12 protein-coding genes, 2 rRNA genes and 1 pseudogene are annotated in these 15,671 nt (G+C 69.1%); 9 read left to right on the plus strand and 6 right to left on the minus strand.

Going from position 1 to position 15,671, the window contains the following annotated elements:
• Positions 1-105, plus strand: a 23S ribosomal RNA gene (locus tag GUY60_RS06055); the annotation flags it as partial.
• An 87-nt stretch (positions 106-192) separates the two neighbouring features.
• A 5S ribosomal RNA gene (gene rrf, locus GUY60_RS06060) occupies positions 193-309 on the plus strand.
• A 93-nt stretch (positions 310-402) separates the two neighbouring features.
• On the opposite strand, the gene GUY60_RS06065 is transcribed toward rrf, so the two are convergent.
• The 5 genes from GUY60_RS06065 to GUY60_RS06085 are packed head-to-tail and all read right to left on the minus strand — an operon-like array spanning position 403 to position 5,862.
• A complete protein-coding gene (locus tag GUY60_RS06065; protein ID WP_161694574.1) occupies positions 403-1,713 on the minus strand; it encodes a DUF58 domain-containing protein in 1,311 nt (436 codons plus the stop codon).
• Between the two features lie 10 nt (positions 1,714-1,723).
• Entirely contained in the window at positions 1,724-2,707 is a 984-nt protein-coding gene (locus GUY60_RS06070) for an AAA family ATPase (RefSeq protein ID WP_161694576.1), read from the minus strand.
• Positions 2,704-3,885, minus strand: coding sequence for a DUF4350 domain-containing protein (locus GUY60_RS06075; RefSeq protein ID WP_161694578.1), 1,182 nt, complete (start codon positions 3,883-3,885; stop codon positions 2,704-2,706). Before GUY60_RS06075 ends, GUY60_RS06070 begins: the two co-directional genes overlap by 4 nt.
• Entirely contained in the window at positions 3,882-4,565 is a 684-nt protein-coding gene (locus tag GUY60_RS06080; RefSeq protein ID WP_161694622.1) for a DUF4129 domain-containing protein, read from the minus strand. The genes GUY60_RS06075 and GUY60_RS06080 overlap by 4 nt, the downstream gene beginning before the upstream one ends.
• A 10-nt stretch (positions 4,566-4,575) precedes the next feature.
• Positions 4,576-5,862 (minus strand): glycerophosphoryl diester phosphodiesterase membrane domain-containing protein, encoded by a 1,287-nt coding sequence (locus GUY60_RS06085; protein ID WP_161694581.1) that lies wholly within the window; start codon positions 5,860-5,862, stop codon positions 4,576-4,578.
• Positions 5,863-6,340: 478 nt separating this feature from the next.
• Here GUY60_RS06085 and GUY60_RS39910 point away from each other — a divergent pair.
• The 7 genes and pseudogenes from GUY60_RS39910 to GUY60_RS06115 all read left to right on the plus strand — a co-directional run.
• Positions 6,341-6,502: pseudogene (locus GUY60_RS39910) on the plus strand (S-methyl-5-thioribose-1-phosphate isomerase); the annotation flags it as partial.
• A 4-nt stretch (positions 6,503-6,506) separates the two neighbouring features.
• Complete coding sequence (mtrA, locus tag GUY60_RS06090) at positions 6,507-7,196, plus strand: two-component system response regulator MtrA (protein WP_187369942.1); 690 nt, start codon at positions 6,507-6,509, stop codon at positions 7,194-7,196.
• Positions 7,197-7,257: 61 nt separating this feature from the next.
• On the plus strand, positions 7,258-9,360 hold the full coding sequence (gene mtrB, locus GUY60_RS06095) for an MtrAB system histidine kinase MtrB (protein WP_376771163.1): 2,103 nt from the start codon (positions 7,258-7,260) through the stop codon (positions 9,358-9,360).
• Complete coding sequence (locus tag GUY60_RS06100) at positions 9,350-11,194, plus strand: LpqB family beta-propeller domain-containing protein (RefSeq protein WP_376771164.1); 1,845 nt, start codon at positions 9,350-9,352, stop codon at positions 11,192-11,194. The genes mtrB and GUY60_RS06100 overlap by 11 nt, the downstream gene beginning before the upstream one ends.
• Positions 11,195-11,432: 238 nt before the next feature.
• Positions 11,433-12,482: a ComF family protein gene (locus GUY60_RS06105; protein WP_161694586.1), complete on the plus strand. Its 1,050-nt coding sequence runs from the start codon at positions 11,433-11,435 to the stop codon at positions 12,480-12,482.
• Positions 12,483-12,796: 314 nt separating this feature from the next.
• Positions 12,797-13,489 carry a ribosome hibernation-promoting factor, HPF/YfiA family gene (gene hpf / locus GUY60_RS06110; RefSeq protein WP_376771165.1) on the plus strand — a complete coding sequence of 231 codons (693 nt, stop codon included), beginning with the start codon at positions 12,797-12,799 and terminating at the stop codon, positions 13,487-13,489.
• A 185-nt stretch (positions 13,490-13,674) separates the two neighbouring features.
• Positions 13,675-14,421 (plus strand): response regulator, encoded by a 747-nt coding sequence (locus tag GUY60_RS06115; protein ID WP_161694591.1) that lies wholly within the window; start codon positions 13,675-13,677, stop codon positions 14,419-14,421.
• 63 nt (positions 14,422-14,484) lie between these two features.
• Here the strand turns inward: GUY60_RS06115 and GUY60_RS06120 are convergent, their stop codons facing one another.
• Entirely contained in the window at positions 14,485-15,660 is a 1,176-nt protein-coding gene (locus GUY60_RS06120; RefSeq protein WP_161694593.1) for a winged helix-turn-helix domain-containing protein, read from the minus strand.
• Positions 15,661-15,671: the final 11 nt, after the last annotated feature.

Here is a 15,671-nt window from a genome sequence, read left to right on the forward strand (position 1 = left end):
TTGAGGGGTTAAGGCTCCCAGTAGACGACTGGGTTGATAGGCCGGATGTGGAAGCCCTGTAAGGGGTGGAGCTGACCGGTACTAATAGGCCGAGGGCTTGTCCTCAGTTGCTCGCGTCCACTGTGTTGGTTCTGAAACCACGAACAACCCCGCCCAAGGTCACGGGTGGTGCGGTTGACAGTTTCATAGTGTTTCGGTGGTCATAGCGTGAGGGAAACGCCCGGTTACATTCCGAACCCGGAAGCTAAGCCTCACAGCGCCGATGGTACTGCAGGGGGGACCCTGTGGGAGAGTAGGACGCCGCCGAACAATTTTTAGCCTCAACCCCCGGACTATGTCCGGGGGTTGAGGCATTTTTGCGTTCAAGGCCTGTTTCTGGCGGGCGCTATTGATAAGCGGTATTTACAGGCGGCCGGAGGATTTGAGGGCGAGGTACGCATCTGCCAGTGCCGGCGCCAATTCGCCGGGAGTGGCATCGACAACGGTGACGCCGCGACGAGAGAGGAGCTCTGCTGTGCGACGACGCTCGGCTTGCGCTTGTGCTGCCGCCGCGGCTTCGTACACGGCCTCCGTATTTCCCCTGCTCTTGGCCATTCGTTGAATCTGAGGGTCTGATACGGACGCCACGATGACGGCGTGACGTTTGGTGAGGCGTCCGAGTACAGGCAGAAGGCCCTCTTCGATGGGGGCTGCGTCGAGGCTGGTCAGGAGGACGATCAGTGACCGGCGGGGAGTGGTTCGGAGCACGGTCGATGTCAGGCCGCGGGCGTCTGTTTCGATGAGTGCGGGCTCTAGTGGGGCAAGCGCATTGACCAGAGCTGGAAGCAATTCTCCTGACGCCCGGCCTTGTACCAGTGCCCGGATACGGCGGTCGTAGGCGAGTAGGTTCACGCGGTCACCTGCCTTGGAGGCCAGGGCTGCCATCAGCAGAGCCGCATCCATGGAGGCGTCCAGCCGAGGGGCGTCGCCGAGGCGGCCGGCCGACGTGCGACCTGTATCGAGGACCAAGAGGATGTGGCGGTCGCGTTCGGGGCGCCAGGTTCGTACGGCGACTGTGGACTGGCGGGCTGTCGCGCGCCAGTCGATCGAGCGGGTGTCGTCGCCGGGGACGTAGTCACGGAGGCTGTCGAACTCGGTGCCTTCACCTCGGGTCAACACGCTGGTCCGGCCATCGAGTTCGCGTAGGCGGGAGAGTTTCGAGGGCAGGTGCTTGCGGCTGTGAAAGGCAGGCAGTACCCGGAGGGTCCACGGGACAGTGTGGCCGCCTTGGCGGTAGAGCAGGCCGAGGGGGCCGTAGGAGCGGACTGTGACGCGCTGGGCCTGGTGGTCGCCGCGTCGGGTCGGGCGAAGGCGTGTGGTGATGCGGCGTCGCTCATGGGGCGGGACGTCGATGTCGTGGCGTGATGCGGTTGCTTCGCCCACCGTTGTCCAGCTGCTCGGCGGCCAGGCGTCGCGCAGCTGGGCGCGAAGGGGACGGTTCGTGGGGTTGGTGATGGCGAGGTTGACATCGGCCTCGTCGCCAAGTCGAACGTTTGTGTCACCGGAACGAGTGAAGCGTAGCGATCTCACTGGCGCGGCGAGGGCGTAGTCGCACATCATGGCAAGTGCGAGGGGGGAGTTGACCGCAAGGATTCCCGTCCAGCTGGGCTCGAGGAAGCCGACAGGGATGGTGCCGAGGGCCGCGAAGAGGGCGGCGCGTCCTGTGGGTGCCATGGGGATCGACTCAGAGGGGTACGGGGACGTTGGCGAGGATCGCGTTGATGACGGAGTCGGGGGTGACTCCTTCCATCTCGGCCTCGGGACGTAGTTGAACGCGGTGCCGCAAGGTGGGTAGGGCGAGGGCTTTGACGTCGTCAGGGGTCACGTAGTCCCGGCCGGTGAGCCAGGCCCACGCTCGGGCCGTGGCAAGGAGAGCGGTGGCGCCGCGGGGAGAGACGCCGAGCGTGAGGGACGGCGACTCGCGCGTGGCGCGGCAGATATCGACGACGTAGCCAGTGATTTCGGGGGAGACAGATGTCTTGGCGACTGCTGTGCGAGCGGCTTCAAGGTCTTCAGGACCGGCGACAGGTCGGACGCCGGCGGCCTGAAGATCGCGTGGATTGAATCCGTCCGTATGCCGGGTGAGGACGGCGATCTCGTCCTGGCGGGACGGGAGGGGGACAGTGAGCTTGAGGAGGAAGCGGTCGAGCTGGGCCTCGGGGAGCGGATAGGTGCCCTCGTACTCGACCGGGTTCTGAGTCGCGGCTACGAGGAAGGGCTCAGGGAGGAGACGGGGGGTGCCGTCGACTGTGACCTGGCGTTCCTCCATCGCTTCGAGGAGCGATGACTGAGTCTTCGGCGGCGTGCGGTTGATCTCGTCAGCAAGCAGAAGGTTTGTGAACACCGGTCCGGGCTGGAAGGAGAATTCTGCGGTACGGGCGTCGTAGACCAGGGATCCGGTGACGTCGCTCGGCATCAGGTCGGGGGTGAACTGGACGCGCTTGGTGTCGAGTTCGAGCGCGGCGGACAGGGCGCGCACGAGAAGGGTCTTGGCGACTCCGGGGACGCCCTCCAGAAGTACGTGACCGCGGCACAGGAGCGCGACGACGAGGCCGGTGACGGCGGGGTCCTGGCCGACCACGGCCTTGGCGATCTCGGTGCGCAGGGCCTCCAGGGAGGAACGGGTGTTGTCCGCGTTCCCTGCGGAGTCTGCGATCGGGGCGCTCATGAGGTGCGTACCTCTCCTTCGAGGGCGTCGAGTCGGTCGGCAAGGGCGATGAGGGCCGTGTCGTTGGGCGGGGGAGGCCCGAAGAGTACGTCGTACAGGTCCACAGAGGTGGCGGGGAGTCGGGCGGAGATCGCTGGGAGCAGAGGCTCCGGAGTATGGGCCCGGGCCAGGGGGACGCCGACGAGTGGCGCCAGGCGGGCGCGGGTGGCGGAGCGGAGGGCTTTGGCCGCGCGGTCGCGAGCTTTGGCCTTGCTGTAGAGGCGGGCTCGGCCTTCCACGGTTTCAGAGGCGCGGATGACGACGGGCAGGCGCTCCTGGACCAATGGGCCCAGGCGGCGGCCGCGCCACAGGGCGGCGAGTACGGCGGCGATGGCGAGTTGCAGCGCGCCCCAGCGCCAGCCGGAGGGGATGAGGCCGAAGAAGCTGCGGTCGCCGCCATCGGCTGCCGAGGAGTCACTGATCGAGGGGAGGTACCAGACCAGATGCGGGCGGGATCCGAGGAGTTGAAGGGCGAGCGAGGCGTTGCCGTGTTCGTCGAGGCGATCGTTGTAGAGGATGTCGGGCGCGCCCAGGAGCACGGTGTCTCCGCGGCCCGACGGGAGGTGCATCAGGGTGGGCAGGCCCTCGCTGCGGTAGCAGGACGAGGTGCCGGGCAGGTCGGTGGAGTAGCGGATTCCGCCGGTGTCCGCGGTGCCGGCCCGTTCTGCTTCTGGCAGCGAGCAGCCGGGCTTCAGCGTCGTCTCGTGGCCTGGCTGCTCGGCGCGTACTCCAGGTACGAGAGTGCTGACCGAAGGCTGACCAGGGGCGAGCAGGAGTGTGCGACCGGCGGAGCTCTCGGTGGCGGAGCGGAGCGTGGCTTGCTGCTTCTTCGTGAGCCGGTCCGGGGATGTGACCAAGAGCGTGGTGTCCGGGCCGGACGCGGCCGCGGCGGCCTTGGTGGTGGTCACCACGCGCGTGGTGACGCCCCGGTCGGCGAGCAGTTCGGACACCGCGCGGCTGCCGTAGGGGTCGGCGGAGCGGGGGTCGAGTCGGCCGTGCTGGCCACCGGAGCGGATCGCGGCGATGGCGATACCCGCGACGAGCAGGACCGTGAAGCCGAGCAGCAGACCGCGGGAACGTGTCCACACCTGGCGAGGAGTGGCAGCGACAGAGGTGGGCGGTGGGCCGGCTCCGGTCATTCGGCGGCCCCGGAAGGCGAGGTGAGGGCAGGGCGGGTGCGTTCGATGTCCCGGTCCAGGGCTGCGAGGCGCTCGTACGCCTGCTGGTCGGTGTCGCGTCCGCCGTATGTGACGTCGTCGAAGTCGCGGGCGGCCGTGTGGAGTTGGCTCTTGTGGGTGGGCAGGACGAGGCCGGCTTCGGTGGCTGCCTCGTCGGCGGTGCGGCCCGGTCGGGGGTCGAGGAGGGCGCGCTCTTCGAGGGAGCGCACGAGGGCACGCATGCGTTCCTGGACGGCCTGGTTCCAGTGCTGCGCAGCGGCGTGTGACTCGGCGGTGGCGCGGTGCTCGGCGGCGCTGCGTGGCCGGTCGGCGAAGAGGGCGTTGGACGATGTCGGGGTGCGACGGGGAGCACCCAGGCGCCACCACAGGCCGGCGAGGAGGAGTACGACCACGAGGGCGAGTACCGCGAGTCCGAGCCCGCCGCCCGGAGTCGCACCGGATGCGGCGTCGAAGAGGTCTCCGACCCACTCCCAGAAGCGGTCCAAGGCGCGCTGGAGGAGGCTCGGGTCGTTCTCGTGGTACATCGACCTGGACAGCTCGCGCTCGGCGGCTTCCCGTGCCGGCACTCGCGGGATCGTGACCGGCGGTTCGTCGCCGGAGAGCGGGTGCGCGGACCAGCCGGTGTTGAGGCCCCCCGACATCGTCACCGCATCAGCTCCCGGGAGTCGTGCCAGGTGTGTCGGAGCCGTAGCCCTGGATTCCGGCCGCTCGGGCCAGTTCGATGTCGAGGGCTTCTCGGCGGATCCGCAGGTCGATGTAGAGGAGCACCGTGACGCCCGCCGTGATCGGGAAGGCGAGCATCGAGCCGATGACGGAGCCGATACCCGTGATGACCAGGAAGGTCCAACCGACGTCCCCGGCCCCGCTGTTGAGGAAGCCGTTCACGCCGTCTCCGCTGAGGGCCACGGCCAGGACGGTGAACGGGATCAGGATGATCGAGACGATGATGTTCACGAGGATCGCGGCCAGCAGTTGGATGCCGAAGACGCGCCACCACGAACCCTGGACGAGTTTGGCGGAGCGCCCGAGGGCCTTGCGTACCGTCTGCTTCTCGAGCATCAGCGCCGGCGAGGACAGGGAGAAGCGGACCAGCAGCCAGATGGCGACGATCAGCCCGCCGAGTCCGCCCAGGAGGGCGAGGGACGTGCCCGCGCGGGACGCGCCGGCCACCGCGATGAGTACGCCGGGCAGGGAGCCGACGGCGACGAGGGCGGCGGCGAGGAGGGGCAGCAGGAACGTCAGCCCGAGCAGCCGGGGCAGCTGGGGCTTCGCGTCTCGCCAGGCCTCGGCGCTGGTGACCGGCTTTCCGAGTACGGCGCGGCTGGTGACCATCGTGAGCAGTGCGGTGACGACGAAGCTGCCGAGCAGGGACACCAGCAGGATGACGCCGGAGTCGAGGATGGTGTCGCCCAAGGCATCGGTCAGTTCGGCGATGCTGGCGTTCGGGTCGCTGAGGGCGTCCGTGGTGCTCTGGGTGTTGAGGACCAGGCCCTGCAGCAGGATGACGATGATCTCCGTGACCACGGCCACGGCGAGGGAGATACCGAGGACGGTGCGCCAGTGGGCGCGCATCGTGGAGACCGCGCCGTCGAGGATCTCGCCGACGCCGAGCGGGCGCAGCGGGATGACTCCGGGCTTGGCCGCGGCGGGCGGCATGCCCCAGCCACCGCCGCCCCAGCCGCCACGGGGCTGACCTGGGGGAACTCCGGGGCCGCCGCCCCAACCGCCGGGACCGCCGCCTTGGCCCGGAGCTGGGGGCGTCTGGCCGGGGCCAGAGCTGCCGGGCGCCGACCACTGGCCGGGCGGGGGCTGCTCCTTGGACCACTTCGAGGCCGGTCCGTCCTGCGGGCCGGAGGGCTCGGAGGGGCGGGGCGTCTCCCCGTCCTGTCCGTCGGAGGGGGCAGATCCGGGCGAGGCCCAGCCCGGAGTGTCGTTCATCGTCGCTCCTTCACGGTGCCCGACCGCGGTTGTGGCGGCAGGTTGGCTGCCATCGTGCCACGGTGTGTCTGTTCGGGGACCGGGCGCTGTATGAGCTGCGCACCTTCAAATGTCCGACGCGGAAAGGGCAGACTGGGCGGATGCCTGATCAGTACGATCGAATTCCCGAGCGGAGCGGGCAGACGCAGATGCCCGCGCTCCTCTGGGACGTACCGGCTGAGGTCTCCGCACCGCCGCTCCTCGACCAGCCTCGGCGGCGTACGGGGGAGTTTGCGTCGGAGTGCACGGGTGCTCCTGCCCTGGCGCGGGCGGATCGGTCGCGGGCCGAGCGGTCGCTGGCGGTTCGGGGGAGCGCAGGGCTTATACGGGTGCCGGGTCGCGGCCGCAACCGGTGCGGGCCAGGATGGGCCGGTGCGGAGAGGTAGTGACGTAGGTCACGGTGGCGCAGAATCGCTGTGGTGCGTGAAGAGGTAAGAGGGGGATTTCCGTGGCGCCGTTGGGCCGCCGGCGTACAGCCCGGCGTTCGACGTGATGCTGACGGGCGGTGACGATCGTCACTGAACACGGGGCCGTTTCGCCGGTGACCACCGACGGGCTCGTTGAGCTGTGTGTCAGGTCACGCCAGGTAACGATTAGCTAATGGGATGATGTCAGTCATGAAGGGACGAGTCCTTGTCGTCGACGACGACACCGCACTGGCCGAGATGCTCGGCATTGTGCTTCGTGGTGAGGGTTTCGAGCCGTCGTTCGTAGCAGATGGCGACAAGGCGCTGGCAGCGTTTCGTGAGACCAAGCCCGATCTTGTGCTGCTCGACTTGATGCTGCCCGGTAGGGACGGCATCGAGGTGTGCCGCCTGATCAGGGCGGAGTCTGGCGTGCCGATCGTGATGCTCACCGCCAAGAGCGACACCGTGGATGTGGTGGTGGGCCTCGAGTCGGGCGCCGACGACTACATCGTGAAGCCGTTCAAGCCGAAGGAGCTGGTGGCCCGGATCAGGGCACGGCTGCGCAGGTCCGAGGAGCCGGCGCCGGAGCAGCTCGCGATCGGCGACCTGGTCATCGACGTGGCCGGTCACTCCGTGAAGCGGGAAGGGCAGTCGATCGCGCTGACTCCGCTGGAGTTCGACCTCCTCGTGGCGCTGGCCCGTAAGCCGTGGCAGGTGTTCACGCGTGAGGTGCTCCTCGAGCAGGTGTGGGGCTATCGGCACGCGGCGGACACGCGGCTGGTCAATGTGCATGTCCAGCGGCTGCGTTCGAAGGTCGAGAAGGACCCTGAGCGTCCGGAGATCGTCGTGACCGTTCGCGGCGTCGGCTACAAGGCTGGACCGAGCTGACGTGCCCCGGGACAGTGCCGCTTCGGCGCCCGGGGAGCCGGGACACCGCCAGGGGCGGCCGGTGAGCCCGACAGGGCACACCTCCCGGTTCGGCCGGCTGGTCGACGGTGGGCTGCTGCTGCAGGACGGTGTGCAGGGCAGCCCGGCGTTGAGGCTGTTCTCGCGCTGGGTGCGGCGGCCGCTGCTGCCCGTGATGCGGCTGTGGCGTCGCAACATCCAGCTGCGGGTGGTCGCCGGCACCTTGATCATGTCGCTCGGAGTGGTGCTGCTGCTGGGCTTCGTCGTCATCGGGCAGGTGCGTAACGGCCTGCTCGACGCGAAGGAGAAGGCCGCGCAGATCCAGGCCACCGGCGGGTTCGAGGCGGCCAGAGCCAACGCGGCGGACAGCCAGGGCGCGGACCGGGGCGCGGCGAACGGCGGCGCTCAGAAGAACGCCGTCCAGTGGCGGTCCGACCTCGTCACCCAGCTGTCCAGCGGCGGCCAGAGCGCCTTCCATGTGGTGGCGTTGGCCGCGGGCAGCGATGCGGGCCGGGGGCGCGGGCCACGTGCCTCGGGCTATGTCGAGGCGCTGGACAGCGTGCCGGACGAATTGCGCGGCCAGGTGGACCGTGGCGACGGCGCGTATCAGAGCTTCTCGCGGATCGTGTACTCGCGCGGTGCCGGGGAACCGGTCGCGGGGCTGGTCATCGGCAAGCGGCTGACCGACATCAACAACGACCCGTACCAGCTGTACTACCTCTTCCCGCTGACGCAGGAGGAGAAGTCGCTGAGCCTGGTCAAGGGCACGTTGGCCACGGCGGGACTGTTCGTGGTGGTGCTGCTCGGGGCGATCGCCTGGCTGGTCGTGCGCCAGGTCGTCACGCCGGTTCGGATGGCGGCCGGGATCGCGGAGCGGCTGTCCGCGGGGCGGCTTCAGGAACGTATGAAGGTGACCGGCGAGGACGACATCGCGCGGCTCGGCGAGGCCTTCAACAAGATGGCGCAGAACCTGCAGCTGAAGATCCAGCAGCTGGAGGACCTGTCGCGGATGCAGCGACGGTTCGTATCGGATGTGTCGCACGAGCTGCGTACGCCGCTGACGACGGTACGGATGGCGGCCGATGTCATTCATGAGGCGCGGGTGGACTTCGATCCGGTGACGGCGCGGTCCGCCGAGCTGCTCGCGGATCAGCTGGACCGGTTCGAGTCGTTGCTGGCGGACCTGCTGGAGATCAGCAGGTTCGACGCGGGGGCGGCCGCGCTGGAGGCGGAGCCGACGGACCTGCGGGATGTCGTACGCAGAGTGGTCGGGGGCGCCGCGCCGCTGGCCGAGGCCAAGGGCAGCCGGATCCGGACCGTCGGGGACGAGCAGCCGGTCGTGGCGGAGGCGGACGCGCGCCGGGTGGAGCGCGTGCTGCGCAACCTCGTGGTGAATGCGGTGGAGCACGGCGACGGCAAGGACGTAGTGGTGCGGCTCGGTGCCGCGGGCGGCGCGGTCGCGGTCGCGGTGCGTGACTACGGCGTGGGCCTCAAGCCGGGCGAGGCGACGCGGGTCTTCAACAGGTTCTGGCGTGCCGACCCGGCACGCGCGCGTACGACCGGTGGCACTGGGCTCGGCCTGTCCATCGCGCTTGAGGACGCGCGGCTGCACGGCGGCTGGCTGCAGGCCTGGGGTGAGCCGGGTGGCGGTTCGCAGTTCCGGCTCACGTTGCCGCGTACGGCGGACGAGGCCTTGCGCGGCTCGCCGATACCACTGGAGCCCGAGGACTCGCGGCGCAGCCGTGGGCTGAGCGACGCGGGGCTGCCGAGCGGTGGCGGGGAGAAGCAGGCCACGGTGCCGGTGCAGCCGGCGGGCGACCGGGGGCCCGTGCCCGTACCGCCGACGGCGCCGTCGTTGCAGGTGTCGCCGAGTGCGGATCCGACGGCGCTGCCGGGCAGTGGCGCGCGCGTCGTGCCGCGGCAGGCCGGAGAGCCGGACGCGCCGGCGGGCGGCACGGCCCGAAGCGGAATCCACAGCACGGCAAGCGGAACCGGTACCGACGGGGTGCGAGCGCGGCCCGATGTGGCGGCACCCGCGCGGGCAGCGGAATCACCACGAGTGCTCGAAAAATCAGATGCAGCAGCGGAAGAAGCACGGGCAGAGGCAGAAGTGGAACCGGAAGGGGAAGCCACTCGTGGGCGCTGATCGGGGCCGAAGCGGCCTTGTCCGTTCCGCGCGCGGGACGCGCACGGCGGTGGTGCTCGCCTGCAGCGGGGTGCTGCTCGCGGGCTGCGCCTCCATGCCGGACAGCGGTGGGGTGGAGCCGGTCGATGCTTCCCCGCAGGAGCCGCAGGTGCAGGTTTTCGCGGTGCCGCCGCAGAAGGGCGCCGGGCCCTCGGAGATCGTCGAGGGCTTCCTCGAGGCGCTGACCAGCGATGATCCGCACTTTTCGACGGCGCGGAAGTATCTGACGAAGGAAGCGGCGGCGGCCTGGGATCCGGAGCGGTCCACGACCGTGCTCGCGGACGGACCCAACACCGACTCGACGCGCACGCGGACCGACCCGGACGGCGGCGGTTATGTGTACGCGCTGTCCGGCCGCATGATCGCGAAGGTCGACGCGCAGCACGCGTATGTGTCGGAGCAGCGGTCGTACGCGGCGGCGGTGCACCTCGTGCGGCAGGGCGGGGACGAGTGGCGCATCGATGTGCCGCCGGACGGGATCGTGCTCGGCCAGTCCGACTTCGAGCGGCTCTATCTGCCGGTCGACAAGTACTACTTCGCCTCGTCCTCCTCCTCGGACGGCGAGCCCCAGTCGGCGGCGCCGATGGTCGCGGACCCCGTCTATGTACGGAAGCGGATAGACCCCGTGACGCAGGCCGTCAGGTCGCTGCTCGACGGGCCGACCAACTGGCTGCGGCAGGTGGTGACTTCCCCCTTCCCGTCCGGTACGGAGCTGAAGAAGGGCACCAAGTCGCTGTCGCCCGACGATCAGAACCGCTTGGTGGTCCCGTTGAACGAGCGGGCGAACGGTGTGGAGCCTGACCGCTGCGCGAAGATGGCGGCCCAACTGTTCTTCACCTTGCAGGACTTGACGCCGGCCGGGATCGAGCAGGTGGAGCTGCGGCGCGCGGACGGCGGGAAGCTGTGCGCTCTGGACGCCGATCAGGCCGAGGCGAGCGCGCCGAACCGTTCGCTGAGCGGGGCGGATTACCAGTACTTCATCGACGACAAGCACCGTTTGGTGCGCATGCCGAAGAACGACGACGAAGTGGAGCCGGTCCCCGGGCCGTTGGGGAACGGGGAGCGGCAGCTGCGTTCGGCGGCGGTGTCGCGTGCCGAGGACCGTGCGGCGGGGGTGTCGAACGACGGGCGTTCGCTGCACGTCGGGTCTCTGCTGTCCGACGAGAGCCTGGAGAAGACGCAGGTACGCAGCCGGGCCAAGCAGGAGAACGACCGCTTGTCCAAGCCGAGTTGGGACGGCCGGGGTGACCTGTGGGTGGCTGACCGGGACCCGGAGAACCACCGGCTGTTGTGGCTTTCGCAGGGCGGTGGCAAGCCTGTGGAGGTCAAGGTCGCGGGTCTTGAGGACGCCCGGATCAACGCCGTACGCGTGTCGGCGGACGGTGTGCGGGTCGCTCTGCTCGTAGAGAAGGACGGCAAGACCGAGCTCAAGATCGGCCGGGTGGAGCGTCAGGGGACCTCGGAAGATCCCGAGGTCTCCGTCGTCGAACTGACCCCCGGGGCGCCGCAGATGGAAGAGGTCGCCGCCATGGCCTGGGCCGGTGGCAGCCGCCTCGTGGTGGCGGGCAAGGAGGCCGGTGGGGTGCAGCAGCTTCAGTACGTGCAGAGCGACGGTTCCGTGGTGCAGGGGTCGACGCTGCCGGCCCTGACCGGGGTGACGGACATCGCCGCATCGGAGGATGAGCGACTGCCGCTGGTGGCGCGTTCGGAGGAAGACGGCATCGTCCGCTTGCCTCCAGGGGCGAACTGGAAACCGGTGGTCAAGGGCGGTACTTCGCCTGTTTATCCGGGCTGAGTTCCATTCCGCTCGGGTGCGGTGAGCTCTCCTGCTCCCGCTACTGCTTCCGCTCCTCGCCCTCGGTGCTGCGTGCGGCCGCCGGGTCTCCGTTTGCCGGTCAACCAGCCCGTAACAGCAAGAAGTTGACGTCTCCGAGGTGATCTCGGACTGTCCCCCTCGCCGCCCCCTGTCACCCCTTCCGTGGAGTTATCCACAGGGGTGGCAGGGGGCGGATTGCGTTGGCACAGTGGTGGGCATGCGGGGGTGGTGGCGCGATCTCGCCGACCTGGTGCTGCCTGCCGACTGCAGTGGCTGCGGGCTGTCCCGCACGGTGTTGTGCGGGAGTTGCCGGCAGGCGTTGCACGGCAGGTCGCCGCGCCGGGTCCGGCCGACTCCGGAACCGGCCGGACTGCCCGTGGTGCACGCCGCTGCGCCGTACGAGGACGCGGTACGCGCGGTCCTGCTCGCACACAAGGAGCGGGGTGCCCTGGGCCTGGCGGAGGTCCTGGGGCTGGCGCTCGCGGGTGCGGTACGTGCGGGGGTGCGGGACGGCGTGGTCGGCCTGGGAGACGGCGGTGACGGCGGCGACAGGGACGGCACGTACGGCAGGGGCGGCAACAGAGGCTGGAGCGACTGCGGGGGAGGAGGGGGACGCGATGTGCACGAAGGCGACAGCGGTGGCTGGGGGCGTGCCGCGAGGAGCGCCGGGTACGACGAGAGGCCAGGCGCGCCGGGCCCGGCCGGCGCCTCGGAGACTGGCGGTGGTGGCCCGCTCCTGTTGGTGCCCATGCCGTCCGCCCGGAAAGCCGTCGCTGCCCGAGGGCACGACTCGGTACGCCGGATCGCTCTCTCCGCCGCACGTGAACTGCGGCGTACGGGCATCCGCGCCCAGGTGCTGCCGGTCCTGCGTCAGGGGCGCCGGGTCGTGGACCAGTCGGGGCTCAACTCCCGGCAGCGGATGGCGAATATGAGCGGCGCGCTGGAGGTGGCTTCCGGTGCCGGGCGACTCCTGCGGGGCCGTCGCGTCGTCCTCGTCGACGACCTGATGACCACGGGTGCCTCGCTCGTGGAAGCGGCCCGTGTATTGCGTGCCGCGACGGCAGAAGTACGTGTTGGGGGAACGCAAGTAGCACCCACGGGAAGGCGACCCGGGTCGCGAGAGCGGGGCCGGGGCGGAACAGTGGATGCAAGCACCTCCGACACCACCTCTGGAGCGCCGAGAACAGTCGAACAGCATCGAATGTTTGTGCTGGACGCAGCCGTGGTCGCCTCGTCGCCGGATTCCTTCGAAATAAACCGGAACTGACCGGGAACTTGCATCGTTGCAGGTAGCGAGAGTGGAAATACGCTTGAACGGAGGTACGCCGCAGTAGAGGGTGACGGCATCCACCCGGGCGAGATATGTTCGGTTGTGAGGAAAGGCGGACGCCTTGACTCGCATATCGGAATGCCGGTTCGTGGGTTTTCTGCAATCACCCGGACCGGTGGGGTGGAGATCTTGTCCACGGGGGAGGAGGAGGTGGAAGTCACCAAGTCCGAGACTCCGGGTTCACCGGGGTCTGGTGCAAAAGGGAGACGCTCCGCCCGAGGATGCGGAGCGATCCGGGAACGGAGTTCTGCGTGGACATCGTCGTCAAGGGCCGCAAGACAGAGGTGCCCGAGCGGTTCCGCAAGCACGTGGCCGAGAAGCTGAAGCTGGAGAAGATCCAGAAGCTCGATGGCAAGGTGATCAGCCTCGACGTCGAGGTGTCCAAGGAGCCCAACCCGCGACAGGCCGACCGTTCTGACCGTGTGGAGATCACTCTGCGCACGCGCGGCCCGGTGATCCGGGCGGAGGCCTCGGCCAGCGACCAGTACGCGGCGCTCGACCTCGCGCAGGAGAAGCTCGAAGCCCGCCTGCGCAAGCAGCACAGCAAGCGCTCCACCCGCCGTGGCAACGGGCGGCTCTCGGCCGCCGAAGTGGCCGACCGGGTGCCCGGCGCGGCAACGCTCAACGGCGACGGCTCGCCCGTACCTGCGGAAGAGGACGAGGGCGTGCCGACGAAGCGGATCGGTTCGCTGGAGATTCAGGGCGAAGGCCCGATCGTGGTTCGCGAGAAGTCCCACGTCGCGGCACCCATGTCACTCGACCAGGCGCTCTACGAGATGGAACTGGTCGGGCACGACTTCTACTTGTTCGTTGACTCCGAGACCAAGGAACCCAGCGTCGTCTACCGGCGACACGCCTACGACTACGGCGTCATCCACCTCAGCACCGACCCGATGGTTTCCAAGGGAGAGTCGGAGCCGCCCGGCGGCTCGCTCGGCGGCTGACCTTCGATGACAGCAGTGATGGTGCCCCTGGAGCGCATGTGCGCCCCCAGGGGCACCATCGTGCGACCCCTTGAGGCGTCGTTGCGCCGCTCGGGCATGAAATCATGGCCGAGCAGGCCAACCCAGGTGCTGCCGACGTGGGTTGCGGCATCTTGACCAGGCCTCGGCCTTCAGGGGGAGGAACGATGGCGAGCAGTTTTGGACCGATGCGTGACGCGGATGCCGACGACGGTATCGACGGCATCGGTATGGAGACAGAGGCTCCGCACAAAGAGCCGATCCGGGTTCTCGTGGTGGACGACCATGCACTATTCCGTCGCGGCCTGGAGATCGTCCTCGCACAGGAGGAGGACATCGAGGTCGTCGGCGAGGCGGGGGACGGCGCGGAGGCCGTCGACAAGGCAGCCGACCTGCTGCCGGACATCGTGCTGATGGACGTCCGTATGCCCAAGCGCGGTGGTATCGAGGCATGTACCTCCATCAAGGAGGTGGCGCCCAGCGCCAAGATCATCATGTTGACGATAAGTGATGAGGAAGCCGACCTCTACGACGCGATCAAGGCGGGAGCCACCGGTTATCTCCTCAAGGAGATCTCCACGGACGAGGTGTCCACCGCCATCCGTGCCGTGGCTGACGGTCAGTCCCAGATCAGCCCGTCGATGGCTTCCAAGCTGCTCACCGAGTTCAAGTCGATGATCCAGCGCACCGACGAGCGCCGTCTCGTCCCCGCGCCCCGGCTCACCGACCGCGAGCTCGAGGTGCTGAAGCTGGTGGCCACGGGGATGAACAACCGGGATATCGCCAAGGAGTTGTTCATCTCCGAGAACACGGTGAAGAACCATGTGCGCAACATCCTGGAGAAGCTGCAGCTGCACTCCCGGATGGAAGCCGTGGTCTATGCGATGCGGGAGAAGATCCTCGAGATCCGGTGAGGGTCGGTGAGATCTGCGAGGGGCTGAGGGGCCGCCTGAGGGCCGTGCGGGGCGGCCGGGTGCTCAGGTGAGGGCGGCCACCAGTGGGGCGTGCAGGTTCGCCGGAGTCACGCGCTCCACGCGTACCTGGTCGCATCCCACCCACTCCGCGGCCTCACGCAGTGCCCTTGCCATCGGCTCGACCGCCTTCGGGGTGTCCAGGGACGCGTGCTTGGCCACCAGCGTCCGGCCTTCGCGGGCCGGGTCCACGCGGCCGAGGAGACGGCCCCCGGACAGCAGCGGCATCGCGAAGTAGCCGTACACCCGCTTCGGCTTGGGGACGTACGCCTCCAGGCGGTGGGTGAAGCCGAAGATCCGCTCCGTCCGCGCGCGCTCCCAGACCAGGGAGTCGAAGGGCGAAAGCAGTGTGGTGCGGTGCCGCCCCTGAGGGGCCTTCTCGAGCGCCGCGGGGGCTGCCCAAGCCGGTTTGCCCCAGCCCTCGACCTCCACCGGCACCAGGCCCGCATCGGCGACCACCGCGTCGAACTGCTCGCTCCTCAGGCGGTGGTAGTCCGCGATGTCCGACCGGGTGCCCACACCGAGCGCCTCTCCCGCGAGTCTGACGAGGCGGCGCAGGCACTCGCGGTCGTCCAGGTCGTCATGGAGCAGCTCGGCCGGCACGGCACGCTCCGCCAGGTCGTACACCCGCTTCCAGCCGCGGCGCTCCACGCACACCACCTCGCCGTACATCAGCGCGCGCTCGACGGCGACCTTGGACTCGGACCAGTCCCACCACTCGCCCTTGTTCTTCGCGCCGCCCAACTCCGTGGCCGTGAGCGGGCCTTCGGCGCGCAGCTGCTTGATGACCTGGTCGTAGGCCGATTCGCTCAGGTCGTGGTGCCAGTGCGGGCGGTCGCGGTAGGCCCGGCGGCGGAAGGCGAAGTGCGGCCACTCCTCGATCGGCAGGATGCACGCCGCGTGCGACCAGTACTCGAAGGCGTGGGTGTCCGTCCAGTACGCCCCCTCCACCGGCTTTCGGCCGACGGCGCCGAGCCGTGCGTACGGAATGAGCTCGTGCGAACGGGCCAGCACCGAGATCGTGTCGAGCTGGACGGCGCCCAGATGACGCAGCACACCGCGCACCCCGCCCCGGCGGTCGGGCGCACCGATGAACCCCTGGGCGCGCAGGGCGATTCGGCGGGCCTCATCGGCGGAGAGCGCGACTTCGGGGGTGGTGGCGGATGCCGGTGCGGAGGTCATGTTCGTACGGT

Source organism: Streptomyces boluensis (assembly GCF_009908195.1).
GTDB classification, from domain to species: Bacteria; Actinomycetota; Actinomycetes; order Streptomycetales; family Streptomycetaceae; genus Streptomyces; species Streptomyces boluensis.